The sequence below is a fragment of the Pseudomonas sp. MC6 genome (assembly GCF_054790575.1).
This window is the reverse complement of the sequence record NZ_CP186504.1, coordinates 5868105-5892324: the sequence shown is the minus strand read 5'-3', so window position 1 is coordinate 5892324 and position 24220 is coordinate 5868105. Positions and strand designations below refer to the sequence as shown.

Sequence of the window (24220 nt, the reverse complement as noted above, 5' to 3'; positions counted from 1 at the left end):
CCGAATTTGCGGCGCTTTTACCTTGTCAGCAGCACAGCACCCGCCGTGCCAGCGCAGATTGCAGGTCTTCGAATTTCACCGGTTTGTTCAGGTAATCGATCGCTGCACCGGTGGTGCAAAGCTCTCGATCAGCGTTCAACGCCAGCATGAACACTGGCAGGTTGGCGCATCCGGGTAACGCATGAATCTGGCAGCACAATGACGCGCCTTCATGGCTCGGCAACTGGCAGTCGATCAATACTGCATCCACCGTTTCACGCTGCAGGCATTCGAGCGCCGCCGCACCGTTGTCGGCACTGCGCACGCGGAAGCCGAGCTTGAGCAACATGCCGCGCATCACCAGTTGATTGACGCTGTTGTCGTCCACCAACAACACCGTGCAGTCCTGCGGTGCACGTACGCAATCGTGCGAAGGCGCAGAGATCGGCGCAGTTTCCACCACCGGCAGTTCGAACTCGACATCCAATTGGAAGCGGCTGCCGCGCCCAGGTTCCGAGCGATGAGTGAGTTTGCCGCCGAGCAACTCGACCAACTGTCGGCAGATCGCCAGACCGACGCCCAGCCCGCCGTATTCGCGGGTCATCGAGCCGTCGAGCTGGAAGAAGCGCTGATACATCGTCGCTTCGCCCAGATCGGTGAAACCGATGCCGGTGTCGATCACTGCGAACGACAGCGCCAGACGATTGCCCGTCGACGGTTTGCCGGTCACCCGCAGTGCCAGACCACCGACCCGGGTGAACTTGATCGCGTTATCCAGCAGGCATTCCAGGCATTGCGCGAGTTTGGCGCTGTCGCCGTGCAGGCGATCCGGCAGGGTTGGCAGTACTTCAACCTTGAAGTCCAGCGACTTGCTCGCCGCGTTACCGTCGAACTGTACGCGCAACGCCTCGACCACTGCGCGCAGACTGAAACTGCCCGGCGCAGCCTTGAGTTTGCCAGCCTGCAATTCAGTGAGGGTAAGGATGCCGTTGACCATACGCATCATGTCTCGCGCGGAACCGGCGGCCGTCTGCTGGTATTGCTCCAGCTCCGGATCAAGCTCGACCGTCTGCATCAATTCCAGCGAACCGATCACACCGTTCATTGGCGTGCGCAGTTCGTGGGTCAGGGTCGCCAAGAACTCATCTTTGAGCTTGTTGCTATGGGCCAGTTGCTGGTTGAGCACTTCGAGTTTCTGCCCGGCGTCGTACAGGGTCTGCGCCTGTTGCTCACGCATGGCGTTGATGCGGTCGGCCAGTGCCAGTGACAGCAATGCCACCTCAATGGCCGAACCGATCTGGCTGGCGTACATGGTCAGGAACACGTTCGGCAGCAATCCCAGCACCATCAGCGTGTTGACGATGCCGCCGAGCAGAAACGCCGACCAGGCGATGATGAAATAGCGCGCCACGCGCAAGCCGCGCCACCAGGCCAGAATCCCGGCGGCAAAAATCACCACGGTAAAGGTCAGTGCCAGCGTTGTTGCCAGGCGCAGGGCCAAGGCGTAACTGGTCATCAGCGACAGACCGATGACCAACGCACCGAATGCAATGAGTCCGATCAGCAAACGATCGAGCCAGCGGCTGTGGGTTTTGGTTTGCAGGAAACTGCGGGCGAACTGGCTGCCGAACAAGCCCGCGCAACCGATGAAGAACGGCGTGGCGGCGTTGGCCCACCATGGATTGTCCGGCCAGAAATACTCGACGGCGGCGCCATTCACCGACAACTGATAAAGGCCAAACGAGGCAATATAGAAGATGTAGTAGAGATAGCTGGTATCGCGCACGCTAAGGAAGATGAACAGGTTGTAAACCACCATCCCCAGCAGAACGCCGTAAATGATGCCGAGCACATACAAGCGCACCGGCTGATCTTCGAGGTAAGCCGTGCTTGACCATAACGTCACCGGCGCCTGGATTGACCCTTCGCTGGCCAGTCGCAGATACACGGTCTGCGTTTGATCCGGCTTGAATGAAAGGTCGAACAGATAGTTGTTCTGGCGAATCTCGCGGCTGGCGAACGGCAAGGCATCGCCGGTTTGCCGGACGAGGCGGTAGTCGCCATTGGCGTCGGCCGTATAGAGATCGAGATGGTCGAGCGGTGGATAAGCCAGTTCCAGCAGCCAGGTGCGCTGGGCGGCGGGATTGCTCGGACGATAATGCAGGTCAATCTTCAGCCAGAACGCCGAGCGTGAATAACCGGCATTGAGCGTGGCTTTATCGTGAGGTTTGAAATTGCCGGCGGCAGCTTGCGCACGAACATCGGCAATGCTCGCCTGACCGCTCGGGTCTTCGAACACTTGCAGCGACCGGCCCAGAGGGAGGCTCTGGGTAAATTCGTCGAATTCGACGGCGCTCGCCATAAGGGGCAAGCAGAACAACAACATCAGCAAATAGCGCATTGAAGCCCCAGCGTGGCTCGTCCGGTTGTGTCAGGAAGCCCCCCATTCCCTTTGAGTAGACGTAAAACCGGTATTACCTGTTATTGGTTTGGATCCAGACTAGCATAGCCGTTGATGGCCATTGAGCACCATTGAAATTTTTCCTACAAAGGCTCTAGAACGGGCGTTCCAGAGCAAAGCAGCGAGCTAGAGCTGTTGAGTTGGTCAGCTTGTGACAGAGCGGTCGGATTCTCCTGCCAGATTATCGGCCCGGGACAACGGCACTGAACCCGAAAATCAGCTTTGGTGGTAAGCTCGCGCACCATGAATATCTACAGCTCCCGCCCCGTTGTCCTCTGTCTCTCCGGCCACGACCCAAGTGGTGGCGCCGGCTTGCAGGCAGATATCGAAGCCTTGCTCGCGCAGGGTTGCCATGCGGCTCCGGCCGTCACCGCCCTGACCGTGCAAGACACCGTCAACGTCACTGACTTCCGCGTCCTCGACCGTGAGTGGGTACTGGCTCAGGCCAATGCCGTGCTCAACGACTCCGAAGTCGCTGCGGTCAAACTGGGCATGCTCGGTTCGCTGGAAATGGTCGACACCGTTGTCGAACTGCTTTCGGCGCACCCGCACTTGCCGGTGGTCTGCGACCCGGTGCTGCGCGCCGGTGGTGGCGGTCGCCTGGGCAAGGACGAGGTCGGCTATGCGATGCGCGAGCGTCTGCTGCCGCTGTCGATCATTGCCACGCCTAACCTTCCTGAAGCGCGCATCCTCGCCGAATTGCCAGAAGGCACCGCAGACGAGTGCGCTGAAAAACTCCTGCCGTTCGTCAAAAACCTGCTGATCACCGGCGGCCACGGCGACGAAACTGAAATCCATAACCGCGTGTACAGCCGCGATGGTCTGCGTGAAACCTTTATCTGTCAGCGTCTTCCGGGCAGCTATCACGGTTCCGGTTGCACGTTGGCCAGTGCTTTGGCCGGTCGCCTGGCTCAGGGCGAACACCTCGCCAGCGCCGTGCGCAGTGCATTGGATTACACCTGGCGCACCCTGCGCGATGCCGAACAACTGGGCAAAGGCCAGTTCGTCCCGCGTCGCCTGCCGCTGGATTTCTGCTCGTAACGTCGTGAGGTCTGCCCGATGAAACTACGTGGCCTGTATGCCATTACCGACAGCGCACTGCTGGCGGGCAAGTTTCTGTCTTACGTGGAGGCGGCGCTGGAAGGCGGCGTCACCCTGCTGCAATACCGCGACAAGAGCAACGACGAGGCCCGCCGTCTGCGTGAGGCCGAAGCGCTGCGTGATCTGTGTGAGCGCTACAAGACGCAGTTGATCATCAACGATGACGCTGAACTGGCGGCGCGCCTTAACGTCGGCGTGCACCTCGGCCAGACCGACGGCCCGCTATCGCCGACCCGCGCCCTGCTCGGTTCAAAAGCGATTATCGGTTCGACCTGCCACGCGCAACTCGCGCTGGCCGAACAAGCGGCCAAAGAAGGCGCGAGCTATGTCGCCTTTGGCCGCTTCTTCAACTCCAACACCAAACCCGGCGCGCCGACCTGCAGCCTCGATCTGCTCGACGACGCCAAGCGCACGCTGCACCTGCCGGTCTGCGCGATTGGCGGCATCACCCTCGACAACGCCGCACCGCTGGTGGCCCACGGGGTCGACCTGCTCGCCGTGGTTCACGGACTGTTCGGTGCCGAGAGCAGCGCCGAAGTGACCCGCCGCGCCCGCGCGTTCAATGAATTACTGAAAGTCTGATTTGAGAGCCCGATCATGTCTCGTTCCGAAACCCTGTTTGCCAATGCCCAGAAACATATCCCCGGTGGCGTGAACTCGCCCGTTCGCGCGTTCAAGAGCGTTGGCGGCACGCCGTTGTTCTTCAAGCACGCTGAAGGTGCCTACGTCACTGACGAAGACGACAAGCGTTATGTCGATTACGTCGGCTCGTGGGGTCCGATGATCCTCGGCCACAGCCACCCGGACGTGCTCGACGCGGTGCGTAATCAACTGCAACACGGCTTGTCGTACGGCGCACCAACCGCGATGGAAACCGAGATGGCCGATCTGGTCTGCTCGCTGGTGCCGTCGATGGACATGGTGCGCATGGTCAGCTCCGGCACCGAAGCGACCATGAGCGCGATCCGTCTGGCCCGTGGCTACACCGGCCGCGACAGCATTATCAAGTTCGAAGGCTGCTACCACGGTCACTCCGACAGCCTGCTGGTCAAGGCCGGTTCCGGCGCACTGACCCAAGGCGTACCGAGTTCGGCCGGCGTGCCGGCGGCATTCGCCAAACACACCCTGACCCTGCCGTTCAACGACATCGACGCTGTGGAAAAGATGCTCGCTGAAGTGGGCGAGGACGTGGCGTGTATCATCGTTGAGCCGGTTGCCGGCAACATGAACTGCGTACCACCGGCACCAGGCTTCCTCGAAGGCCTGCGTTCGCTGTGCGACAACCATGGCGTGGTGCTGATTTTCGACGAGGTGATGACCGGTTTCCGCGTTGCCCTCGGTGGTGCTCAGGCGTACTACGGGGTCAATCCTGATTTGACCACCTTCGGCAAAATCATCGGCGGCGGCATGCCGGTCGGCTGTTTCGGCGGCAAGCGCGAAATCATGCAGCGCATCGCGCCGCTGGGCCCGGTGTATCAGGCTGGTACGCTGTCGGGTAATCCGCTGGCGATGGCCGCTGGTTTGACCACGCTGCGTCTGATCAGCCGCCCGGGTTTCCACGCCGAGCTGACTGACTACACCACGCGTCTGCTCGACGGTCTGCAACAGCGCGCTGATGCCGCTGGCATTCCGTTCGTGACCACCCAGGCTGGCGGCATGTTCGGTCTGTACTTCAGCGGCGCCGACGACATCGTCACCTTTGAAGACGTGATGGCCAGCGACGCTGCACTGTTCGGTCGCTTCTTCCACCTGATGCTGGAAGGTGGCGTGTACCTGGCACCGAGCGCCTTCGAAGCCGGTTTCACCTCGATCGCCCACGGCGAAGCCGAGTTGAAACTGACCCTGGACGCAGCCGAACGCGCCTTCGCTGCACTGAAGTAATCGCCGTACCGCTGACGTTGGCTATGGCCAGCGTCAGCATTCACCTACACCCGCGCTGTTTTTCCGATGCTCCTGCTAAAAATCTCCCCTAAAGTGGGCGATATATTCCCCGCGCAGCAGAAAAACGAGTAAAGACTTTGTAAGGTTGGCCCTGCTTATTTCATAATGCGCGCTTATTGGATCCCTCGATGGGTCCGCGTGCCCTTCAGAGGTAAGTCGATTCCCATGAACCGCACCGGCCGCACCCTTGCCTTGGGCTGCCTGTTGCTCCTTCAGCCCCTGCTCGCGCATGCACAAGCAGGCGGCAACTCGTTGTTGATCCCGGCGATGGGTCGTTGCACCCTCAATACTCAGCCGCAAGACGTCACGCAGGCACTGGCCGCCTGCCAGAAAGCGGCGGATGAAGGGGATGCGCAAGCGCAATACGAGTTGGGTGAGTTCTACTACGACGGCAAAAACGCGCCGCGCGACCTCAATCAAGCCCTGAGCTATTTCGAAAAAGCCTCGTTGCAAGGCCACGCTCAGGCTCAGTTCAAGCTCGGCACGATGTTCTTCCACGGTGAAGGCGTGCAGGCCAACAACATTCAGGCGTATATCGTGCTGAAGATGGCCGCGGTCAACGGCGCTGAAGATGCGCTGGATACGGCTGACGAAGTTTCCGAAAAAATGTCCCGCGAAGATCTCGAGACTGCCACGCAAGTGCTCGGGCAAATTTTCCGTAAATACCTGATGGAATTGCAGAGCGCCGATGGGCGTACGCCGTTTTCGCCTCTTCCCTGATTTTTGCGCCGACCTTTCCGGCCCCTTCGCGAGCAGGCTCGCTCCCACATTGGAATGCATTCCCCTGTGGGAGCGAGCCTGCTCGCGAAGAGGCGACTCGGTGTTAAGGCTTACTTCTCAGGCATCGGCATCGGAAACGGCATCACATTGCCGACCGCGCCGCGGGCTTCGCTGATTTTCGGGGTGCCCAGACGCTCCACTTCGTCGATGCGCACAATCGAATGCATCGGCACAAAGCTGCGCACCACGCCTTCGAACTGCGCCTTGAGCTTTTCTTCGCTCGGATCGACGACCACTTGCGTGCGCTCGCCAAAGACGAACTCTTCCACTTCCAGAAAGCCCCACAGATCACTTTGATAGATCTGCTTGGCGTACATTTCGAACACCTGGCCCTGGTTGAGGAAAATCACCTTATAGATTGGAGCTTCGCGTTTGGTCATGGCGGGGGGATAACATCGGGGATAAAAATGAGGGCGCAAACTATAGCATAGCCACCGGACGCGCAGCGGTAGGAACCTGAAGGCTTGTTCCCTATAATGCGCGGTTCTTTGAATCACGTGATGACCCTAATCCATGGCCAAGAAGCTTTACATCGAAACCCACGGTTGCCAGATGAACGAGTACGACAGCTCGCGCATGGTCGATCTGCTGGGTGAACATCAGGCCCTGGAAGTCACCGCACGTGCCGAAGACGCCGACGTGATTCTGCTCAACACCTGCTCGATCCGCGAGCGCGCACAAGATCGCGTGTATTCGCAGCTCGGCCGCTGGCGCGAACTGAAACTGGCCAACCCGGAGATGGTGATCGCCGTCGGCGGTTGCGTGGCCAGCCAGGAAGGCGCGGCGATCCGCGATCGCGCGCCGTACGTCGACGTGGTCTTTGGCCCGCAGACCCTGCACCGCCTGCCGGAAATGATCGACGCCGCGCGCATCACCAAGATGCCGCAGGTCGACGTCTCGTTCCCGGAAATCGAAAAATTCGACCACTTGCCCGAACCGCGCATCGATGGCCCGAGCGCCTACGTGTCGGTGATGGAAGGTTGCAGCAAATACTGCACATTCTGCGTGGTGCCTTATACCCGTGGCGAAGAAGTCAGCCGGCCGTTCGACGACGTGATCGCCGAAGTCATTCACCTCGCCGAAAACGGCGTACGTGAAGTGACGCTGCTGGGGCAGAACGTCAACGGCTATCGCGGTACGACCCATGACGGTCGTCTGGCTGATCTCGCCGAATTGATCCGTGTTGTCGCCGCCATCGACGGCATCGACCGCATTCGCTACACCACTTCGCACCCGCTGGAGTTCTCGGACAGCCTGATCCAGGCCCACGCCGATGTGCCGGAGCTGGTCAAGCACCTGCATTTGCCGGTGCAATCGGGTTCCGACCGGATTCTCGCGGCGATGAAGCGCAACCACACCGCGCTGGAATACAAATCCAAGCTGCGCAAACTGCGCGCTGCCGTGCCGGGCATTTGCATCAGCTCGGACTTCATCGTCGGTTTCCCCGGCGAGACCGAGAAAGACTTCGAACAGACCATGAAGCTGATTGCCGACGTCGGTTTCGATTTCTCTTATTCCTTCGTCTATAGCCAGCGCCCGGGCACCCCGGCTGCCGATCTGGCGGACGACACCCCGGAAGAGCTGAAGAAGGAACGCCTGAACGCGCTGCAGCACCGTCTGAATCAGCAAGGTTTCGAGATCAGCCGACAAATGGTCGGTTCGATCCAGCGCATTCTGGTGACCGATTATTCGAAGAAAGACCCGGGCGAACTGCAAGGGCGCACCGAGAATAATCGTATCGTCAACTTCCGCTGCGACAATCCGACCTTGATCGGCCAGTTCGCCGACGTGCATATCGACGCGGCGCAGCCGCACTCGCTGCGCGGCTCGCTGATCCAATAAATGCAAAAGATCGCAGCCTTCGGCAGCTCCTACATGGATTACATTCCCCTGTAGGAGCTGCCGAAGGCTGCGATCTTGACGGTCTCGACGCCAAGAATATTTAAGAGCTTTCGCACCCACGCCTCTGGCGTTATCCTTGATTTCATCTTAATTGCCCCAGGGCGGCTAAATACGACCTTGAACGCACCCATAGAACCACATCGTTTTATCCTCGAGCCCTTTGAGGCTCGCCGCTTCGCCAATCTGTGCGGGCAATTCGACGAGCATTTACGCTTGATCGAACAGCGCCTGACCATCGAGATCCGCAACCGCGGAAACCAGTTCGAGCTGATCGGCGACCCCAAACTCACCACGTCTGCGGAAAATCTGATTCGTCGCCTGTACCGGGAAACCAAGGGTTCAGAGCTGTCGCCAGATACGGTGCACCTGTTCCTGCAGGAATCGTCCGTCGTCGAGCTGGACAACCACGCCCCCGCCGAAGCCTCCGTCGCCCTGCGCACCAAGAAAGGCATGATTCGCCCGCGCGGCTTGAATCAGTTGCGCTACGTGAAGGAAATCCTCGGCAACGACATCAACTTCGGCATTGGTCCGGCCGGTACCGGCAAGACTTATCTGGCCGTTGCTTGCGCTGTCGATGCACTGGAGCGTGAGCAAATTCGCCGCATCCTGCTGGTGCGTCCGGCGGTTGAAGCGGGTGAAAAACTCGGCTTCCTGCCCGGCGACCTGTCGCAGAAGATCGACCCGTATCTGCGCCCGCTCTACGACGCGCTCTACGAAATGCTCGGCTTCGAATACGTGGCCAAACTGATCGAACGTCAGGTGATTGAAGTTGCGCCGCTGGCCTACATGCGCGGTCGTACGCTGAATAACAGCTTCATCATTCTCGACGAGAGCCAGAACACCACCGTCGAACAGATGAAGATGTTCCTGACCCGGATCGGCTTCGGTTCCACCGCCGTCATCACCGGTGACATTACCCAGGTCGACCTGCCGAAAGGCACCAAGTCGGGTCTGCACCATGTGATCGAAGTGCTCAAAGACGTGCCGGGTATCAGCTTCACTCACTTCCAGCCTAAAGACGTCGTGCGCCATCCTTTGGTCCAGCGGATCGTCGAAGCCTACGAGCGCTTCGAAAACCGAGACGAAGCCCCCAAGGACACCTCGCGAAATGCTTGAGCTAGACCTGCAAATCGCGACTGAAGCAAACGCGCCGAGTGAAGCCGACTTCCGTTTGTGGTGCGAACTGGCCCTGCGCCAGCGCACCGCCGACTCGGAAATGACCATTCGTCTGGTCGACGAGGAAGAAGGCCGCGAGCTCAATCACACCTGGCGTCACAAGGATTACGCGACCAACGTCCTGTCGTTCCCGGCCGAAGTGCCCGACGAGTTTCTCGACATCCCATTGCTTGGCGATCTAGTGATCTGCGTGGCCGTGGTCGAACGCGAAGCCGCCGAACAGGGCAAGGAACTAAAGGCCCATTGGGCGCATCTGGTCATTCACGGCTGCTTGCATCTGCTTGGTTACGACCATATGGATGACGAGGAAGCCGAAGAAATGGAAGCACTGGAACGCGAGTTGCTTGCCGAATTGGGCTATCCCGATCCGTACGCGGACGACGAAACCGAAACATCCCCTATCGTTACAACAAAGGATTCAGAGTAATCGCTATGAGCGAAGATCGATCGAGCAACGGGCAGAAGTCATGGCTGGGTAAACTGACCCAGGCTTTTGCCCACGAGCCGAAGAACCGCCAGGAGCTCCTCGAGCTGCTGCGTGATGCGCATCAGAACAAACTGCTGGACAGCGAAGCGCTGGCCATTGTCGAAGGCGCCATTCAGGTGGCTGACCTGCAAGTACGCGACATCATGGTGCCGCGCTCGCAGATGATCAGCATCAAGGCGACCCAGACACCCCGTGAATTCCTCCCCGCAGTGGTCGACTCGGCCCACTCGCGCTATCCGGTCATCGGCGAAAGCCATGACGACGTGATGGGCGTGCTGCTGGCCAAGGATCTGCTGCCGCTGATCCTCAAGGAGAATGGCGACAGCTTCAACATCAAGGACCTGCTGCGCCCGGCCACCTTCGTGCCGGAGTCCAAGCGCCTGAACGTGTTGCTGCGTGAGTTTCGCGCTAACCACAACCACATGGCCATCGTCATCGACGAATACGGCGGCGTGGCGGGCTTGGTGACCATCGAAGACGTGCTGGAACAGATCGTCGGCGACATCGAAGACGAGCACGACGTCGAAGAAGACAGCTACATCAAGCCGCTGCCCAGTGGCGACTTCCTGATCAAGGCCCTGACGCCGATCGAGAACTTCAACGAGTTCTTCGACAGCGAATTCTCCGACGATGAATTCGACACCGTCGGCGGCCTGGTTATGAGCGCGTTCGGACACTTGCCAAAACGCAACGAAATCACTGAAATCGGCGCCTATCGTTTCCGCATCCTGAACGCCGACAGTCGTCGGATTCATTTGCTGCGACTGACGCCAATCGCCCGGTAAAAAATCTAAGGACTGAAATGCGCTGGACAACCCGCCCCGGCTGGCCCGGTAACCTGCTGGCCGTGGCGGCCGGTGCAATCACCACCTTCGCTCTGGCACCGTTCAACATCTGGCCGCTGGCTTTGCTGGCGGTCGGCTTGTTCTATGCCGGCTTGCGCGAACTGAGCCCGCGTCAGGCGCTGGGCCGTGGCTGGTGCTTCGGTTTCGGCCTGTTCGGTGCCGGCACCAGTTGGATCTATTACAGCATTCACCACTTCGGCGGCGCTTCGGTGCTGCTGGCCGGGTTCCTGATGCTGCTGTTCACAGCGGCGATTGCCTGGTTCTTCGCCCTGCCCGCCTGGTTATGGGCGCGCTGGTTACGCCGTAACGAAGCGCCGCTGGCCGACGCCCTCGCGTTTGCCGCACTGTGGGTCGCTCAGGAAATGTTTCGCGGCTGGTTCCTCACCGGTTTCCCGTGGCTGTATTCGGGCTACAGTCAGCTCGACGGCCCGTTGGCCGGGCTTGCACCGGTCGGTGGCATGTGGTTGGTGGGGTTCGTGTTGGCATTGACTGCAGCACTGATCTACAACGCACCGCGCTTGCTGCAAAGCGGCCGCAAAACTTTTATTGTGGCGGGCCTGGTGCTGTTGGTCGGGCCGTGGATCGCCGGCATTACGCTTAAGGGTCACGCCTGGACAAGTCCGTCGGGCGCGCCTTTGAGCGTTGCTGCGATTCAGGGCAACGTCGCGCAAAGCATGAAATGGGATCCGGCCGAGCTGAACGCGCAGTTGGCGTTGTACCGCGATCTGAGTTTCCGTTCGAAACCGGTGGATCTGCTGATCTGGCCGGAAACCGCTGTGCCGGTGCTCAAGGAGTCCGCCGAGGGCTACCTCAGCATGATGGGCAACTTCGCCGCCGAGCGTAAATCAGCGCTGATCACCGGCGTGCCGATTCGCGAAATGGTTCGTCACGAAAAACGCTTCTTCAACGGCATCACCGTCGTCGGCGAAGGCGATGGTACTTATCTGAAACAGAAACTGGTGCCGTTTGGCGAGTACGTGCCGTTGCAGGACGTCTTGCGTGGCTTGATCGCGTTCTTTGATTTGCCGATGTCTGACTTCGCCCGTGGCCCGGCCGATCAGGCGTTGTTGCAAGCCAAGGGTTATCAGATTGCGCCATTCATCTGCTACGAAGTGGTGTACCCGGACTTCGCGGCTGGTTTGTCGGCACGCAGTGATCTGCTGCTGACAATCAGCAACGACACATGGTTCGGCACCTCGATTGGTCCGCTGCAACATTTGCAGATGGCGCAAATGCGTGCACTGGAAGCCGGGCGCTGGATGATCCGCGCAACCAACAACGGCGTGACCGGGTTGATCAACCCGTTCGGGCAGATCACCGAGCAGATTCCGCAGTTCGAACAAGGGATTTTGTACGGTGAAGTGGTGCCGATGCACAACCTGACGCCGTACCTGCAATGGCGCTCGTGGCCGTTGATCATTGTCTGCTTGCTGCTGTTTGGCTGGGCACTGATGGCCAGCCGGATGTCGAAAACCCTCTAAAGCAAAAGATCGCAGCCTTCGGCAGCTCCTACATGGGATCTGTATTTTTCCCTGTAGGAGCTGCCGCAGGCTGCGATCTTTTGCTCTTCAGCGGTAAAACAGTGAATACCCCACCTGCCCCACCGCTTCATTCAGCAACTGCCCGCTCTGCCAGATCGATTTGAATTCCGGCAGCCAGCCACCAAACGGTCTTGCATTATCGGTCCCCAGAAACCCGACCGGCGCCGGCACCACTTCAAATCCCGCCTGCTGAAAACTCCACACCGAGCGCGGCATATGCCACGCCTGTGTGACCACGACCACACGTTTGATCCCCTGCGGCAACAAGATACCAGCCGTGAATTTCGCGTTTTCCCACGTGGTACGGCTTTCACCTTCCTGCCAGCGCACCGTCACACCGAAATCATCGCGCAATGAATCCGCCATCAACTTCGCCTCGGTCGGCGGCGTTCCGTAATGCAAGCCACCGGTGGTCAGAATCGGCAAGCCCGATGCCTTGGCCAGACGCGCCGCATAACGCTGACGCTCAAGCCCCACGCCAGTCGGCTGATCCTCGCCCCACGCCAGATCGCCGCGCTCGCGTCCGGAACCCAGCACCACGATCGCATCGGCCCGTTGCGCCAGCGTCGCCCATTCTTCAAGGGCCAGCGGTGGCTCGCGCTCCAGCGCTTTCGCGCCCCATTGCACGACCACCGGCAAGCTCATCAGCCACAATCCGCCAAAGCCAAGGGCAAAACACACGCCCGCCAGGCGCGGCCGTGAGCGGCGCAGCCACCATGCAACCAGCAACAACAGCAAGAGAATGCCGGGCGGCAATAAAAGTTGTTTGATGAAATAACGAAAGGGCATCGAGCATCTCCAGAGATGCCCGAAGCCTAAGAGTGTTAATAAAGCGTTACAACCAATAGGTGGGATCCTGTTGAAAAAGATCCGGTTCTTGACCTGCCATGCGCTTACTTGGCCTGCACAGAGCGAACCTTGACGGCGTCTCTGCCGGGTGCCTTGTCCTTGAGCCAGATGACCTTGGCCGAATGTGCTGCATCGAGCTGCTTCACTGCCTGTGACAAGCATCCGTGCGATTCACGTTCACTACGATCCAGATAGGCCTTGACCAGTTTGAACTCGGCGGGACTCAAGCCACGCAATTCCAGTTCCAGGGGGCGCTCGTCGCGCAGCCGGTCAGCGGTTTTTACAGCGTCCAGGGCCATTCCCAGACGATCGATCAACCTCTCGTACAACTCGGGTTTCGTCACGTTTTTTTGCCGTTGCTCCACCATCCCTCACCTCATTGAAGATAAGACTCACTCCCCAGTTAGAGCTTAGCTTCGCTGCACAAACCGGCTGTACGCCGCGACCAACGGCCCTCGCCATGGATTTGCCGGGACAAACAGCTGTAATCAGGGTTTCCCTAGGCCAAGCGCGGTCATGTATGCTACGGCGCTTCCTGTAATTCCACTTCCAGCTCGTCCGGGCCACCCCGGAACCTGCGTTGAAGAGGATTAGGCCACCCCTATCCAGTACAAAAGTAGCCATGCACGAACAATATCAGCCCCGTGAAATCGAAGCCGCCGCCCAGTCGTTCTGGGACGAGCAAAAGTCCTTTGAAGTCAGTGAACAGCCAGGCAAGGAAACTTACTACTGCCTGTCGATGTTCCCTTACCCCAGCGGCAAGCTACACATGGGGCACGTGCGCAACTACACCATCGGCGACGTGATCTCCCGCTACCAGCGCATGCTCGGCAAAAACGTTCTGCAACCGATGGGTTGGGACGCGTTCGGCATGCCGGCGGAAAACGCCGCGATGAAGAACAACGTCGCCCCGGCCAAGTGGACCTACGAAAACATCGCCTACATGAAAACCCAGCTGCGCAGCCTGGGTCTGGCGGTCGACTGGTCGCGCGAAGTGACTACCTGCAAGCCGGATTACTACCGTTGGGAACAATGGCTGTTCACTCGCCTGTTCGAAAAAGGCCTGATCTACCGTAAAAACGGCACCGTGAACTGGGACCCGATCGATCAGACCGTTCTCGCTAACGAACAGGTGATCGACGGTCGCGGCTGGCGCTCCGGCGCGCTGATCGAAAAGCGCGAAATCCCGATGTACTACTTCAAGATCACCGCGTACGCGGATGAGCTGCTGGAGAGCCTCGACGAGCTGACTGGCTGGCCTGAACAGGTCAAGACCATGCAGCGCAACTGGATCGGCAAATCCCGCGGCATGGAAGTGCAGTTCCCGTACAACGTCGATTCCATCGGCGAAGCCGGCGCTCTGAAAGTCTTCACCACCCGTCCGGACACCCTGATGGGCGCGACCTATGTCGCCGTGGCTGCCGAGCACCCACTGGCCACCCTGGCCGCAAAAAACAACACCGAGCTGCAAGCGTTCATCGCTGAATGCAAGGGCGGCAGCGTGGCTGAAGCCGACGTTGCCACACAAGAGAAGAAAGGCCTGCCAACCGGCCTGTTCGTCGAGCACCCACTGACTGGCGAAAAACTGCCGGTGTGGGTCGCCAACTACGTGCTGATGCATTACGGCGACGGCGCTGTCATGGCGGTACCGGCGCACGACGAGCGCGATTTCGAATTTGCCCACAAGTACAACCTGCCGGTGAAATCGGTAGTGCGTACCAGCTCTGGCGACAGCAACCCTGCCCCTTGGCAAGACGCCTACGGTGAGCACGGCACGCTGATCAACTCCGGCGAGTTCGACGGTCTCGACTTCGCCGGCGCGTTCGATGCCATGGAAGTCGCCCTGATCAAGAAAGAACTGGGCGCCTCGCGCACTCAGTTCCGTCTGCGCGACTGGGGCATCAGCCGCCAGCGCTACTGGGGCTGCCCGATCCCGATCATCCACTGTGATGCTTGCGGTGACGTGCCGGTGCCGGAAGATCAACTGCCTGTGGTCCTGCCGGAAGACGTGGTGCCGGACGGCGCCGGTTCGCCGCTGGCGCGCATGCCGGAGTTCTACGAGTGCTCCTGCCCGAAATGCGGTCAGCCTGCCAAGCGTGAAACCGACACCATGGACACTTTCGTCGAATCGTCGTGGTACTACGCCCGTTATGCCTCGCCGCACTTTGAAGGTGGCCTGGTAGAAAAATCCGCAGCCGACCACTGGTTGCCGGTGGATCAGTACATCGGCGGTATCGAACACGCGATTCTGCACCTGCTCTACGCGCGCTTCTTCCACAAGTTGATGCGTGACGAAGGCCTGGTCAGCTCCAACGAGCCGTTCAAGAACCTGCTGACCCAAGGCATGGTGATCGCCGAGACTTACTACCGTCGCGAAACCAACGGTGCTTACACCTGGTTCAACCCGGCGGACGTGGAACTCGAGCGCGACAGCAAAGCCAAGGTCATCAGCGCCAAGTTGACATCCGACGGCCTGCCGGTGGAAATCGGTGGCACCGAGAAAATGGCCAAGTCGAAGAACAACGGCGTCGACCCACAGTCGATGATCGATCAGTTCGGCGCCGACACCTGCCGCCTGTTCATGATGTTCGCCTCGCCACCTGACATGAGCGCCGAATGGTCCGACTCCGGCGTTGAAGGTTCGCACCGTTTCCTCAAGCGCGTCTGGCGCCTGGCGCAAGCTCACGTCAGCCAGGGTCTGCCGGGCAAACTGGACATCGCCAGCCTGAACGACGAACAAAAAGCCGTTCGCCGCTCGATCCACCTGGCCATCAAGCACGCCAGCCACGATGTCGGCCAGAACCACAAATTCAACACCGCCATCGCCCAAGTGATGACACTGATGAACGTGCTGGAAAAAGCCGCGCAAAGCACCGAACAGGATCGCGCACTGGTTCACGAAGGTCTGGAAGCGGTGACCTTGCTGCTGGCACCGATCACCCCGCACATCAGCCACGAGCTGTGGAGTCAGTTGGGGCACGCCGGTGCCGTCATTGACGCTGGCTGGCCAGCAGTGGATGACGGTGCCTTGGTGCAGGACAGCCTGCCCCTGGTTATCCAGGTCAACGGCAAGCTGCGTGGCCAGATCGACATGCCAGCCAGCGCAACCCGTGAAGAAGTGGAAGCGGCAGCGCGCGCCAACGAAAACGTACTGCGTTTCGTCGACGGTCTGACCATTCGTAAAGTGATCGTAGTGCCCGGGAAACTGGTCAATATCGTCGCCAGCTAATTGGATCGGGCGTCAGGTTCGCCTGACGCCAAGTAAAACCTTTCGGGCCGCACCGTCGGCCCACGTGGTTTCAAGGGGAGCAACACAATGATCAAACGCAATCTGCTGGTGATGGGCCTCGCCGTTCTGTTGAGCGCCTGCGGTTTCCAGCTGCGCGGCACCGGCACCAACGAGCTGTCAATCAAGGAACTTGATCTGAGCGCCCGCAACGCCTACGGCGAAACGGTCACGCAACTGCGTCAGGTGCTGGAGTCGAGCGGCGTCAAGGTTTACAGCGGCGCACCGTACAAGCTGTTCCTGGCTGACGAGCAGGAAAGCCAGCGCATCCTCAGCTACGCCGGTGCTGGCCGTACGGGTGAATATCAAGTCAATACGGTCCTGAACTACGAGATCCGTGGCGACAAAAACCTGCAACTGCTGAGCGACAAGCTGGAAGTGCAGAAAGTGTTCATTCACGACGGTAACAACCTCGTGGGCTCCGATCAGGAAGCCAATGACGCCCGCCGCGAAACCCGCCGCGAACTGGTTCAGCGCATGATGCTGCGTCTGCAGCAACTGACGCCGGGCCAACTGCAACAACTGCAGCAAGCGGCCAATGATCGCGCCAAGGCAGAAGCCGATGCACTGCAAGCGGCGCAAAAGGCTGAAGCGGAAACCCCGCGTCAGTCGCCGCTCGAAATTCCGCAGCAGTAAGACGTTCGGGGCGCTCAGGCGCCCCGTTCGACATTTCTTATGAAGCTCGCTCCCGCTCAACTCGGTAAACACCTGCAAGGTGCTCTCGGCCCCGTCTACATCATCAGCGGCGATGATCCGCTGTTGTGTCAGGAAGCCGCCGACGCCATCCGCAGTGCTGCGCGCCAGCAAGGTTTCGACGAACGCCAGGTCTTCTCTGCCGACGCCAATTTCGATTGGGGCACGCTGTTGCAGGCCGGCGCCAGCATGTCGTTGTTCGCCGAAAAGCGCCTGCTGGAACTGCGCCTGCCCTCGGGCAAACCCGGTGACAAAGGTGCTGCTGCATTCATCGAATACTGCTCGCGTCCCGCTGAAGACACGGTGCTGCTGATCAGCCTGCCCAAGATGGATGGCAGCGCGCAGAAGACCAAGTGGGGCAAGGCGTTGGTCGAAGGCCAGCAAACCCAGTTCATCCAGATCTGGCCGGTAGACGCCAATCAACTGCCGAGCTGGATTCGTCAGCGTCTGTCGCAGGCCGGTTTGTCGGCCAGCCAGGACGCGGTCGAATTGATTGCTGCACGTGTCGAGGGCAACTTGCTCGCCGCCGCGCAGGAAATCGAAAAGCTCAAGCTGATGGCTGAAGGTGGGCAAATCACCGTTGAAACCGTGCAGGCTGCCGTAGCCGACAGTGCGCGATTCGACGTGTTTGACTTGACTGATGCCGTGCTCAACGGCGAGCCGGCTCACGCATTGCGCATGCTGGAAGGCTTGCGCGGTGAAGGTGTCGAACCGCCGGTGATTCTCTGGGCGCTGGCACGGGAGTTGCGCCTGCTGGCCAACATCTCGTTGCAATACAGCCAGGGCACCCCGCTGGACAAGTGCTTCAGTCAGGCGAAACCGCCGGTCTGGGACAAGCGCAAACCACTGATGAGCAAAGCCCTGCAGCGCTATTCGGCGCAACGCTGGGCGCAATTGTTGCTCGAAGCGCAGCGTATTGATGCGCAGATCAAAGGCCAGGCTGCCGGTTCGCCGTGGATGAGCCTGAGTCGCTTGGCATTGTTGATGTCCGGCCAGCGTCTGACACTCCCCGCCGAATAACCTGTTGTAGCGCATAACGGCCATTCGCGAGCAGGCTCGCTCCCACATTGAAATGCATTCCAAATGTGGGAGCGAGCCTGCTAGCGAAAGCGCCAGAACATTCCCACACAACAGGCACTGGACAGACGCTCGACATCGGCAGATTATTTCCCCCGCAAAACCCACTCACTCGAGAGAGTCCTCATGAGCAAAAAGCCATCGAAACATGGTCCCAACAAGGCCAAATCCATCGTCGCCCAACCCCTGTTTCGCAGTCGTCAGGAACGACCAACCAAGGGTAAAGGCAGCTACCGCCGCGAAGCCTTCCAGTCTGACAGCTGGGAGGCTTCTTACTTTCTGGCCGCTTAAAGCGCAGTACCCCCCGGTCATGTTAAGGTCTGCACCTGATTCGTTTTCCTGGAACTGTGCATGCCCCTAAGTCTTTCCCGTCGTTGGCCTCTGTTCGCCAATTGATCGCTGCCTCCAGCTTCATTCTGCTTGTCGCCTGTGCGGAAAAACCGACCGCCGCCGATGCGCAACCCCTTCAAGCCGCGCCTGTCGCCACGGCCCCAGCGATCATCCCGCCGGTAGTGCCGTCCGCCGACCCACTTGATCTTCAGCCGACCCAGACTTTTGCCGAATGGCAGGCAGGCTTTCGCAAAGATGCACTGGCCGCCGGGATTCGCGCCGACCTGTTCGATCGCGCCTTTGCCAATGTCAGCTTCGACGCCAGTGTGATTCGTGCCGACCGCAGTCAGCCGGAATTCTCCCGCCCGGTGTGGGAATACCTCGACGGCGCGCTGTCGCCTCTGCGCGTGCGCAAGGGCCAGGCACTGATCAGCCAGTACGCCGATATTCTGCAAAGCATCGAACAGCGTTATGGCGTTGACCGCCAGGCGCTGGTCTCGGTGTGGGGCATGGAAAGCAACTTCGGCCAGTTCCAGGGCAGCAAGTCGGTGATCAACTCGCTGGCCACCCTCGCCTACGAGGGCCGCCGTCCGGGCTTTGCCCACGCTCAATTGATCGCCGCCCTGCAGATCCTGCAACAGGGCGATATCACGCCGGAGAAGATGCTCGGCTCGTGGGCTGGCGCGATGGGTCAGACCCAGTTCATTCCGACCACCTACAATACCCATGCCGTGGACTTTGACGGCGATGGCCGCCGCGATATCTGGGGCAGCCCTGCCGATGCGCTGGCATCAACTGCGCATTACCTGCAAAGTTCCGGCTGGCAGCGTGGCCAGCCATGGGGTTTTGAGGTGCAATTGCCGAGCAGTTTCAATTACACGCTGGCTGATGGCGCGATTCGCAAGAGCGTCGCCGAATGGCGTCTGTTGGGCGTGACTCTGCCGAATGGCGGTCAGGTGCCAGCAGGCTCTGAACAGCTGTCTGCCGCCCTGCTGCTGCCGGCTGGTTATCGTGGGCCGGCGTTCCTGATCCTCGACAACTTCCGCGCGATCCTCAAGTACAACAACTCGTCGTCGTACGCGCTGGCAGTGAGCCTGTTGTCCGAGCGTTTCAGCGGTGGCGGCTTGATCAACGGCAGTTGGCCGAAAGATGACCTGCCGCTGAGCCGCACCGAGCGTATGGAATTGCAGACCTTGCTGAGCGCACGCAATTACGATGCCGGTACAGCGGACGGGATCATTGGTGCCAATACGCGTAAAGCGATTCGCAGTGCCCAGCAATCGTTTGGCTGGCCGGCGGACGGGTATCCGACGCACAAGTTGCTGGAAAGCCTGCGAGGACAATAAAGCAAGATCAAAAGATCGCAGCCTGCGGCAGCTCCTACAGGGATCGCATTCCAATGTAGGAGCTGCCACAGGCTGCGATCTTTTGCTTTATCGGGTCACTACATCCTGCTCAAGCATCAATTCCTGCTTCCCCGCATCCAGCCGCACCAACGCACCCATCGGCAGCGTCAGGTTCGGATCGCAATGGCCGCTGCGCCACCCTGACAACACCGGAATCCGCAACGGCTCGAAGGTCTGCTTGAGCAAGCGGTTCAGCGCTTCAATATCCACTCCCGCAACATCCCCGACCAACACGCCACGCAACTTCGCCAACTTGCCGGCCAGACGCATCTGGGTCAGCAGGCGGTCGATGCGATACAGCGGCTCGTTGATGTCTTCGATCAGCAGAATCACCCCCTCGACATCGATTTCGTAAGGCGTACCCAACGTCGAAGCGATCATCGCCAGATTACCGCCGAGCAAGCGTCCGTGCGCGATGCCAGGTTCGACGGTAGTCAACGGATAAGCCACCGGATGGCTCAGCACACTCCCCGCCTTCAATTGCCCGCGCAGCATGGCGAAGAACGAAGTCACCGTCGGCGGCTCTTTGTCGCCCAACAGATCGGCGTTGAGCAGTGGCCCGTGAAAGGTCACAAATCCGGCATAACGACTGATGGCCAGGTGCAGCGCGGTGATATCGCTGTAGCCAACGAAGGGCTTGGCGTTGCAGCTCAGCAGGTCGTAGTCGATGCGGTCGAGCAATCGCGGCGTGCCGTAGCCACCGCGCAGGCAAATGATCGCATCGACCTCGGGATCAGCGAACGCCGCGTGCAGGTCACGCAGGCGTACATCGTCACTACCGGCCAGATAGCCATCCTTTTCATAGACACCGGGAAACACCTTCAGCCCATAGCCACGGGCGCGCATCCATTGCAGCGCCTTGTCGGTGTCCAGAGTACCGGGACCGGCAGGTGCAATAACGCCGATCAGTCCCTCTGAAGGCAGTGCGGGCACGGCTCTGTGCGGACAAAGTGTGTGGGTCGGTCGAACGGTCATCCTTGGATCTCCCTGTGAAGTCATGCACACACAGTAGTCAGGAACGGCGGCAAACAGAAGAGGGTCAGGCACGCCGTGGATTGAAGGAAAAATCAGCAGAGAAGGTAATCCGGGCAAAAAAATGCCCGCCGGGCATTAAAGCCTCGGCGGGCATTTTTTCATTCAGCGCGGGATCAGGAACCCAGCAGCTCAGCCTTGACCAGCTTGGCCTGCTCGTCGGCGTGGTACGAAGAACGCACCAACGGGCCCGACGCAACGTTCTTGAAGCCCATCTTGTAACCTTCCTCGGCGAACCAGGCGAAAGTGTCCGGGTGCACGAATCGCTGCACCGGCAAGTGGCTGCGCGAAGGCTGCAGGTACTGACCGAGGGTCAGCATGTCGATGTCGTGTTCGCGCATGCGCTTCATGACTTCGATGACTTCCTCGTCGGTCTCGCCCAGCCCCAGCATCAGGCCGGATTTGGTCGGAATGTGCGGCATCATCTGCTTGAAGCGCTGCAGCAGGGTCAGCGACCACTGGTAATCCGAACCCGGACGCGCAGCCTTGTACAGGCGCGGCACGGTTTCCAGGTTGTGGTTGAACACATCCGGCGGCTCGGCTGCGGTGATTTCCAGGGCAACATCCATGCGACCACGGTAGTCCGGAACCAGAGTTTCCAGCTGCACGTTCGGCGACAGTTTGCGGATTTCGCGGATGCAATCGGCAAAGTGCTGGGCACCGCCGTCACGCAGGTCGTCGCGGTCAACCGAAGTGATCACCACGTACTTGAGCTTGAGGTCGGCAATGGCGATGGCCAGGCTTTCCGGCTCGTTGACGTCCAGTGGCTTCGGACGACCGTGGCCAACGTCGCAGAACGGGCAGCGACGGGTGCAGATGTCACCCATGATCATGAAGGTCGCGGTGCCGCCGGAGAAGCACTCGCCGAGGTTCGGGCAGGACGCTTCTTCGCAAACGCTGTGCAGCTTGTGCTTGCGCAGCAGGCTCTTGATCCGGTCGACTTCCGGCGAAACCGGGATGCGGACGCGAATCCAGTCAGGCTTTTTCGGCAGCTCGGTGGTCGGAATGATCTTTACCGGGATGCGTGCAACCTTCTCGGCGCCGCGCAGCTTGACGCCGGCTTCTACCTTGGGACGCGGGGCCGGGCGCTCGGTCACGTCGAGCGTCGGGATCATGGTTTGCACTGCATCAGTAGTCATATCAGTCGATTCCGCCCGTCAGGGTCGTCTGCTCAGCATAGTCGAGGTGTTTGACGAGCTGCGCGCGCAGCCGGGCACTTACCTCGGCAAATTCAATCGATCCTGCGTGATCGCTCAGCTGGGTCATCGCCAGCCCGGCATAGCCGCAGGGATTAATCCGTCGAAACGGTTCCAGGTTCATATCCACGTTCAGGGCCAGGCCATGAAAGGAACAACCGTGGCGAATCCGCAAACCCAGAGAAGCGATTTTCGCTCCATCGACATAGACGCCGGGAGCATCTGGCTTGGCTGCAGCGGTTACGCCGTAGCTGGCCAGCAGTTCAATCAGGCAAAGCTCCATGCGGCTGACCAGATCACGCACGCCGAAACCCAGCTTGCGCACATCCAGCAGCAGATAGGCCACCAACTGGCCGGGACCATGATAAGTCACCTGCCCGCCGCGATCGACCTGCACCACCGGGATATCGCCCGGCAGCAACAGGTGTTCGGCCTTGCCGGCCTGGCCCTGAGTGAACACCGGTGGGTGCTCGACGAGCCAGATTTCGTCGGCGGCATCGCTGCCGCGTTCGTTGGTGAAGCGCTGCATGGCATGCCAGACCGGCTCGTAGGCCATCTGGCCGAGCTCACGAAAGCCCAGCGTGCCCGGCATCACAACACCATATGCACGAAGCCGGTCGCCCGCAGTTCGCTGTTGATGTTGTACAGCTGATCCTGGTCGGTCGCGACGATGTGCAACTGAATGGTGGTGTACTTGCCGTTGGTACTTTGACGCTCGTCGATGCGCTCATCATTGATGGTCGCATGTTTTTTGACGATGTCGATGATCTTGTCTTTGTTGCCCACACCGGTATCGCTGATCACCTTAACGGGATAATCCGTGACAGGGAATTCGATCTTTGGCGCCTTTACTTCGGTATCGGTCATGGCGTAACGGCCTCTTGAGCGCAAGCCGTGATAACGCGCATGGCCCCGCACCGGATCGGGGCGGGGCCATGCAGGTCAACACAAATCAGTTGAACAAGCCGTAGAAGAATAGACGGATGCTATCCCACATGCGGCGGAAGATACCACCCTCCTCGACGCCATCCAGAGCGATCAGGTCAGCGCTGTGCACGACCTTGTCTTCCAGTTTGACTTCGACTTTACCGATCACGTCGCCCTTGGCGATTGGCGCGGTCAGTTGCGGGTTCATGGTCATGCTCGCAGCAAGCTTCTTCAGCTGGCCTTTTGGCAGGGTCATGGTCAGGTCTTCAGCCAGGCCGGCCTTGACTTGATTGGTGGTGCCTTTCCACACCGGGGCCTGAGCCAGTTCGGTGCCCTTCTGATAGAAGGTCTGGGTTTCGAAGAAGCGGAAGCCGTAGGTCAGCAGCTTCTGGGTTTCAGCGGCGCGAGCCACTTCGCTGTTGGTGCCGAACACCACCGCGATCAGGCGCTGGCCGTCACGTACCGCCGAGGACACCATGCAGTAGCCGGCTTCGTCGGTGTGACCGGTTTTCAGACCGTCAACGGTCTTGTCGCGCCACAGCAGCAGGTTGCGGTTAGGCTGCTTGATGCCGTTCCAGAAGAACTCTTTCTGCGAGTAGATCGCGTAGTGAGCCGGATCTTCATGGATGATCGCACGGGCCAGGATCGCCATGTCGTGAGCCGACGAGTAGTGCTCAGGGTTTGGCAGACCGGTCGGGTTCATGAAGTGGGAATTAGTCATGCCCAGATCAGTCACAGTCTTGTTCATCAGGTCGGCAAATGCATCTTCGCTGCCGGCGATGTGCTCGGACAGCGCCACGCTGGCGTCGTTGCCGGACTGGATAATGATGCCGTGCAGCAGGTCGCTGACAGTCACCTGCGAGCCGACTTTGATGAACATCCGCGAACCGCCGGTACGCCAGGCGTTTTCGCTGACGGTCACCGGATCGTTTTCACCGATCTGGCCACGACGGATTTCCAGGGTCGCGATGTACGCGGTCATCAGCTTGGTCAGGCTGGCCGGTGGCAGACGCTGGTCGCCATTGTTCTCGACCAGCACGTTGCCGCTGCTGGCATCCATCAGAACGTAGGCTTTGGCGGCCAGTTGCGGTGGCGACGGCATCATCTCGGCCGCGAAGGCGGCTGGCGAGAGGAGCAGCGGGACTAGCAGACACAGGCGTTTGGCAAAGGTGGTGATGTTCATCCGTCTCTCGAAATCGCTAATGGAAACT

Annotated in this window: 22 protein-coding genes and 1 pseudogene; 14 read left to right on the top strand and 9 right to left on the bottom strand. The window is 59.8% G+C overall.

What is annotated here, in order from left to right; genetic code table 11:
- Positions 1-25: 25 nt before the first annotated feature.
- Positions 26-2380, bottom strand: coding sequence for a 7TM diverse intracellular signaling domain-containing protein (locus ACOYXE_RS26460; protein ID WP_405122817.1), 2355 nt, complete (start codon positions 2378-2380; stop codon positions 26-28).
- 303 nt (positions 2381-2683) lie between these two features.
- Between ACOYXE_RS26460 and ACOYXE_RS26455 the strand changes: the two genes are divergently transcribed.
- The 4 genes from ACOYXE_RS26455 to ACOYXE_RS26440 all read left to right on the top strand — a co-directional run bounded on the left by ACOYXE_RS26455 (position 2684) and on the right by ACOYXE_RS26440 (position 6202).
- A complete protein-coding gene (locus ACOYXE_RS26455) occupies positions 2684-3481 on the top strand; it encodes a hydroxymethylpyrimidine/phosphomethylpyrimidine kinase (protein ID WP_007909650.1) in 798 nt (265 codons plus the stop codon).
- A gap of 18 nt (positions 3482-3499) precedes the next feature.
- Positions 3500-4123, top strand: coding sequence for a thiamine phosphate synthase (gene thiE / locus ACOYXE_RS26450; protein ID WP_160059530.1), 624 nt, complete (start codon positions 3500-3502; stop codon positions 4121-4123).
- Positions 4124-4138: 15 nt separating this feature from the next.
- On the top strand, positions 4139-5422 hold the full coding sequence (gene hemL / locus ACOYXE_RS26445; protein ID WP_160059531.1) for a glutamate-1-semialdehyde 2,1-aminomutase: 1284 nt from the start codon (positions 4139-4141) through the stop codon (positions 5420-5422).
- A 225-nt stretch (positions 5423-5647) separates the two neighbouring features.
- On the top strand, positions 5648-6202 hold the full coding sequence (locus ACOYXE_RS26440) for a tetratricopeptide repeat protein (RefSeq protein WP_003228518.1): 555 nt from the start codon (positions 5648-5650) through the stop codon (positions 6200-6202).
- Between the two features lie 110 nt (positions 6203-6312).
- On the opposite strand, the gene ACOYXE_RS26435 is transcribed toward ACOYXE_RS26440, so the two are convergent.
- Positions 6313-6642: a DUF1820 family protein gene (locus ACOYXE_RS26435; protein WP_003185742.1), complete on the bottom strand. Its 330-nt coding sequence runs from the start codon at positions 6640-6642 to the stop codon at positions 6313-6315.
- A gap of 133 nt (positions 6643-6775) precedes the next feature.
- On the opposite strand from ACOYXE_RS26435, the gene miaB reads away from it, so the two are divergent.
- From miaB to lnt, 5 genes are all read left to right on the top strand, one after another.
- Positions 6776-8104, top strand: coding sequence for a tRNA (N6-isopentenyl adenosine(37)-C2)-methylthiotransferase MiaB (gene miaB / locus ACOYXE_RS26430; protein WP_160059532.1), 1329 nt, complete (start codon positions 6776-6778; stop codon positions 8102-8104).
- 177 nt (positions 8105-8281) lie between these two features.
- The gene (locus ACOYXE_RS26425; RefSeq protein ID WP_034153779.1) at positions 8282-9280 is read left to right on the top strand and encodes a PhoH family protein; all 999 of its coding nucleotides are present in this window, start codon (positions 8282-8284) and stop codon (positions 9278-9280) included.
- Complete coding sequence (ybeY, locus tag ACOYXE_RS26420; protein WP_160059534.1) at positions 9273-9767, top strand: rRNA maturation RNase YbeY; 495 nt, start codon at positions 9273-9275, stop codon at positions 9765-9767. The genes ACOYXE_RS26425 and ybeY overlap by 8 nt, the downstream gene beginning before the upstream one ends.
- 5 nt (positions 9768-9772) lie before the next feature.
- Positions 9773-10612 (top strand): HlyC/CorC family transporter, encoded by an 840-nt coding sequence (locus ACOYXE_RS26415; RefSeq protein ID WP_007909641.1) that lies wholly within the window; start codon positions 9773-9775, stop codon positions 10610-10612.
- Positions 10613-10629: 17 nt separating this feature from the next.
- The gene (gene lnt, locus ACOYXE_RS26410) at positions 10630-12153 is read left to right on the top strand and encodes an apolipoprotein N-acyltransferase (RefSeq protein ID WP_160059535.1); all 1524 of its coding nucleotides are present in this window, start codon (positions 10630-10632) and stop codon (positions 12151-12153) included.
- An 87-nt stretch (positions 12154-12240) separates the two neighbouring features.
- Here the strand turns inward: lnt and ACOYXE_RS26405 are convergent, their stop codons facing one another.
- Both ACOYXE_RS26405 and ACOYXE_RS26400 read right to left on the bottom strand, forming a co-directional pair.
- On the bottom strand, positions 12241-13002 hold the full coding sequence (locus ACOYXE_RS26405) for a YdcF family protein (protein ID WP_160059536.1): 762 nt from the start codon (positions 13000-13002) through the stop codon (positions 12241-12243).
- Positions 13003-13106: 104 nt separating this feature from the next.
- A complete protein-coding gene (locus tag ACOYXE_RS26400) occupies positions 13107-13430 on the bottom strand; it encodes a hypothetical protein (RefSeq protein ID WP_460926859.1) in 324 nt (107 codons plus the stop codon).
- Positions 13431-13684: 254 nt separating this feature from the next.
- Here ACOYXE_RS26400 and leuS point away from each other — a divergent pair, with 254 nt between their 5' ends.
- The 5 genes and pseudogenes from leuS (at position 13685) to ACOYXE_RS26375 (ending at position 19794) form a co-directional block, all read left to right on the top strand.
- Complete coding sequence (leuS, locus tag ACOYXE_RS26395; RefSeq protein ID WP_460926858.1) at positions 13685-16291, top strand: leucine--tRNA ligase; 2607 nt, start codon at positions 13685-13687, stop codon at positions 16289-16291.
- Between the two features lie 87 nt (positions 16292-16378).
- A complete protein-coding gene (locus tag ACOYXE_RS26390; protein WP_007909616.1) occupies positions 16379-16984 on the top strand; it encodes an LPS-assembly lipoprotein LptE in 606 nt (201 codons plus the stop codon).
- Positions 16985-17023: 39 nt separating this feature from the next.
- Complete coding sequence (gene holA, locus ACOYXE_RS26385) at positions 17024-18061, top strand: DNA polymerase III subunit delta (protein ID WP_460926857.1); 1038 nt, start codon at positions 17024-17026, stop codon at positions 18059-18061.
- 183 nt (positions 18062-18244) lie between these two features.
- Positions 18245-18409: an alternative ribosome rescue factor ArfA gene (arfA, locus tag ACOYXE_RS26380; RefSeq protein WP_016986126.1), complete on the top strand. Its 165-nt coding sequence runs from the start codon at positions 18245-18247 to the stop codon at positions 18407-18409.
- 60 nt (positions 18410-18469) lie between these two features.
- Positions 18470-19794 (top strand): annotated as a pseudogene (locus ACOYXE_RS26375) (lytic murein transglycosylase).
- A gap of 87 nt (positions 19795-19881) precedes the next feature.
- Here ACOYXE_RS26375 and ACOYXE_RS26370 read toward each other — a convergent pair.
- The 5 genes from ACOYXE_RS26370 to ACOYXE_RS26350 all read right to left on the bottom strand — a co-directional run bounded on the left by ACOYXE_RS26370 (position 19882) and on the right by ACOYXE_RS26350 (position 24192).
- Entirely contained in the window at positions 19882-20829 is a 948-nt protein-coding gene (locus ACOYXE_RS26370; RefSeq protein ID WP_460926856.1) for a S66 peptidase family protein, read from the bottom strand.
- A gap of 173 nt (positions 20830-21002) precedes the next feature.
- On the bottom strand, positions 21003-22001 hold the full coding sequence (gene lipA / locus ACOYXE_RS26365) for a lipoyl synthase (RefSeq protein WP_161986515.1): 999 nt from the start codon (positions 21999-22001) through the stop codon (positions 21003-21005).
- 25 nt (positions 22002-22026) lie between these two features.
- Positions 22027-22674 carry a lipoyl(octanoyl) transferase LipB gene (gene lipB / locus ACOYXE_RS26360; RefSeq protein ID WP_008087909.1) on the bottom strand — a complete coding sequence of 216 codons (648 nt, stop codon included), beginning with the start codon at positions 22672-22674 and terminating at the stop codon, positions 22027-22029.
- Positions 22674-22949 carry a DUF493 domain-containing protein gene (locus ACOYXE_RS26355; RefSeq protein ID WP_039761816.1) on the bottom strand — a complete coding sequence of 92 codons (276 nt, stop codon included), beginning with the start codon at positions 22947-22949 and terminating at the stop codon, positions 22674-22676. Before ACOYXE_RS26355 ends, lipB begins: the two co-directional genes overlap by 1 nt.
- Before the next feature lie 85 nt (positions 22950-23034).
- The gene (locus ACOYXE_RS26350) at positions 23035-24192 is read right to left on the bottom strand and encodes a D-alanyl-D-alanine carboxypeptidase family protein (protein WP_038361911.1); all 1158 of its coding nucleotides are present in this window, start codon (positions 24190-24192) and stop codon (positions 23035-23037) included.
- Between the last annotated feature and the right edge of the window lie 28 nt (positions 24193-24220).

Excerpts from the sequence above, each read along its gene's own strand:
- ACOYXE_RS26460 (WP_405122817.1), bottom strand. The coding sequence starts at position 2,380 with ATGCGCTATTTGCTGATGTTGTTGTTCTGCTTGCCCCTTATGGCGAGC.
- ACOYXE_RS26455 (WP_007909650.1), top strand. The coding sequence starts at position 2,684 with ATGAATATCTACAGCTCCCGCCCCGTTGTCCTCTGTCTCTCCGGCCAC.
- thiE (WP_160059530.1), top strand. The coding sequence starts at position 3,500 with ATGAAACTACGTGGCCTGTATGCCATTACCGACAGCGCACTGCTGGCG.
- hemL (WP_160059531.1), top strand. The coding sequence starts at position 4,139 with ATGTCTCGTTCCGAAACCCTGTTTGCCAATGCCCAGAAACATATCCCC.
- ACOYXE_RS26440 (WP_003228518.1), top strand. The coding sequence starts at position 5,648 with ATGAACCGCACCGGCCGCACCCTTGCCTTGGGCTGCCTGTTGCTCCTT.
- ACOYXE_RS26435 (WP_003185742.1), bottom strand. The coding sequence starts at position 6,642 with ATGACCAAACGCGAAGCTCCAATCTATAAGGTGATTTTCCTCAACCAG.
- miaB (WP_160059532.1), top strand. The coding sequence starts at position 6,776 with ATGGCCAAGAAGCTTTACATCGAAACCCACGGTTGCCAGATGAACGAG.
- ybeY (WP_160059534.1), top strand. The coding sequence starts at position 9,273 with ATGCTTGAGCTAGACCTGCAAATCGCGACTGAAGCAAACGCGCCGAGT.
- ACOYXE_RS26415 (WP_007909641.1), top strand. The coding sequence starts at position 9,773 with ATGAGCGAAGATCGATCGAGCAACGGGCAGAAGTCATGGCTGGGTAAA.
- lnt (WP_160059535.1), top strand. The coding sequence starts at position 10,630 with ATGCGCTGGACAACCCGCCCCGGCTGGCCCGGTAACCTGCTGGCCGTG.
- ACOYXE_RS26405 (WP_160059536.1), bottom strand. The coding sequence starts at position 13,002 with ATGCCCTTTCGTTATTTCATCAAACAACTTTTATTGCCGCCCGGCATT.
- ACOYXE_RS26400 (WP_460926859.1), bottom strand. The coding sequence starts at position 13,430 with ATGGTGGAGCAACGGCAAAAAAACGTGACGAAACCCGAGTTGTACGAG.
- leuS (WP_460926858.1), top strand. The coding sequence starts at position 13,685 with ATGCACGAACAATATCAGCCCCGTGAAATCGAAGCCGCCGCCCAGTCG.
- ACOYXE_RS26390 (WP_007909616.1), top strand. The coding sequence starts at position 16,379 with ATGATCAAACGCAATCTGCTGGTGATGGGCCTCGCCGTTCTGTTGAGC.
- holA (WP_460926857.1), top strand. The coding sequence starts at position 17,024 with ATGAAGCTCGCTCCCGCTCAACTCGGTAAACACCTGCAAGGTGCTCTC.
- arfA (WP_016986126.1), top strand. The coding sequence starts at position 18,245 with ATGAGCAAAAAGCCATCGAAACATGGTCCCAACAAGGCCAAATCCATC.
- ACOYXE_RS26370 (WP_460926856.1), bottom strand. The coding sequence starts at position 20,829 with ATGACCGTTCGACCGACCCACACACTTTGTCCGCACAGAGCCGTGCCC.
- lipA (WP_161986515.1), bottom strand. The coding sequence starts at position 22,001 with ATGATCCCGACGCTCGACGTGACCGAGCGCCCGGCCCCGCGTCCCAAG.
- lipB (WP_008087909.1), bottom strand. The coding sequence starts at position 22,674 with ATGCCGGGCACGCTGGGCTTTCGTGAGCTCGGCCAGATGGCCTACGAG.
- ACOYXE_RS26355 (WP_039761816.1), bottom strand. The coding sequence starts at position 22,949 with ATGACCGATACCGAAGTAAAGGCGCCAAAGATCGAATTCCCTGTCACG.
- ACOYXE_RS26350 (WP_038361911.1), bottom strand. The coding sequence starts at position 24,192 with ATGAACATCACCACCTTTGCCAAACGCCTGTGTCTGCTAGTCCCGCTG.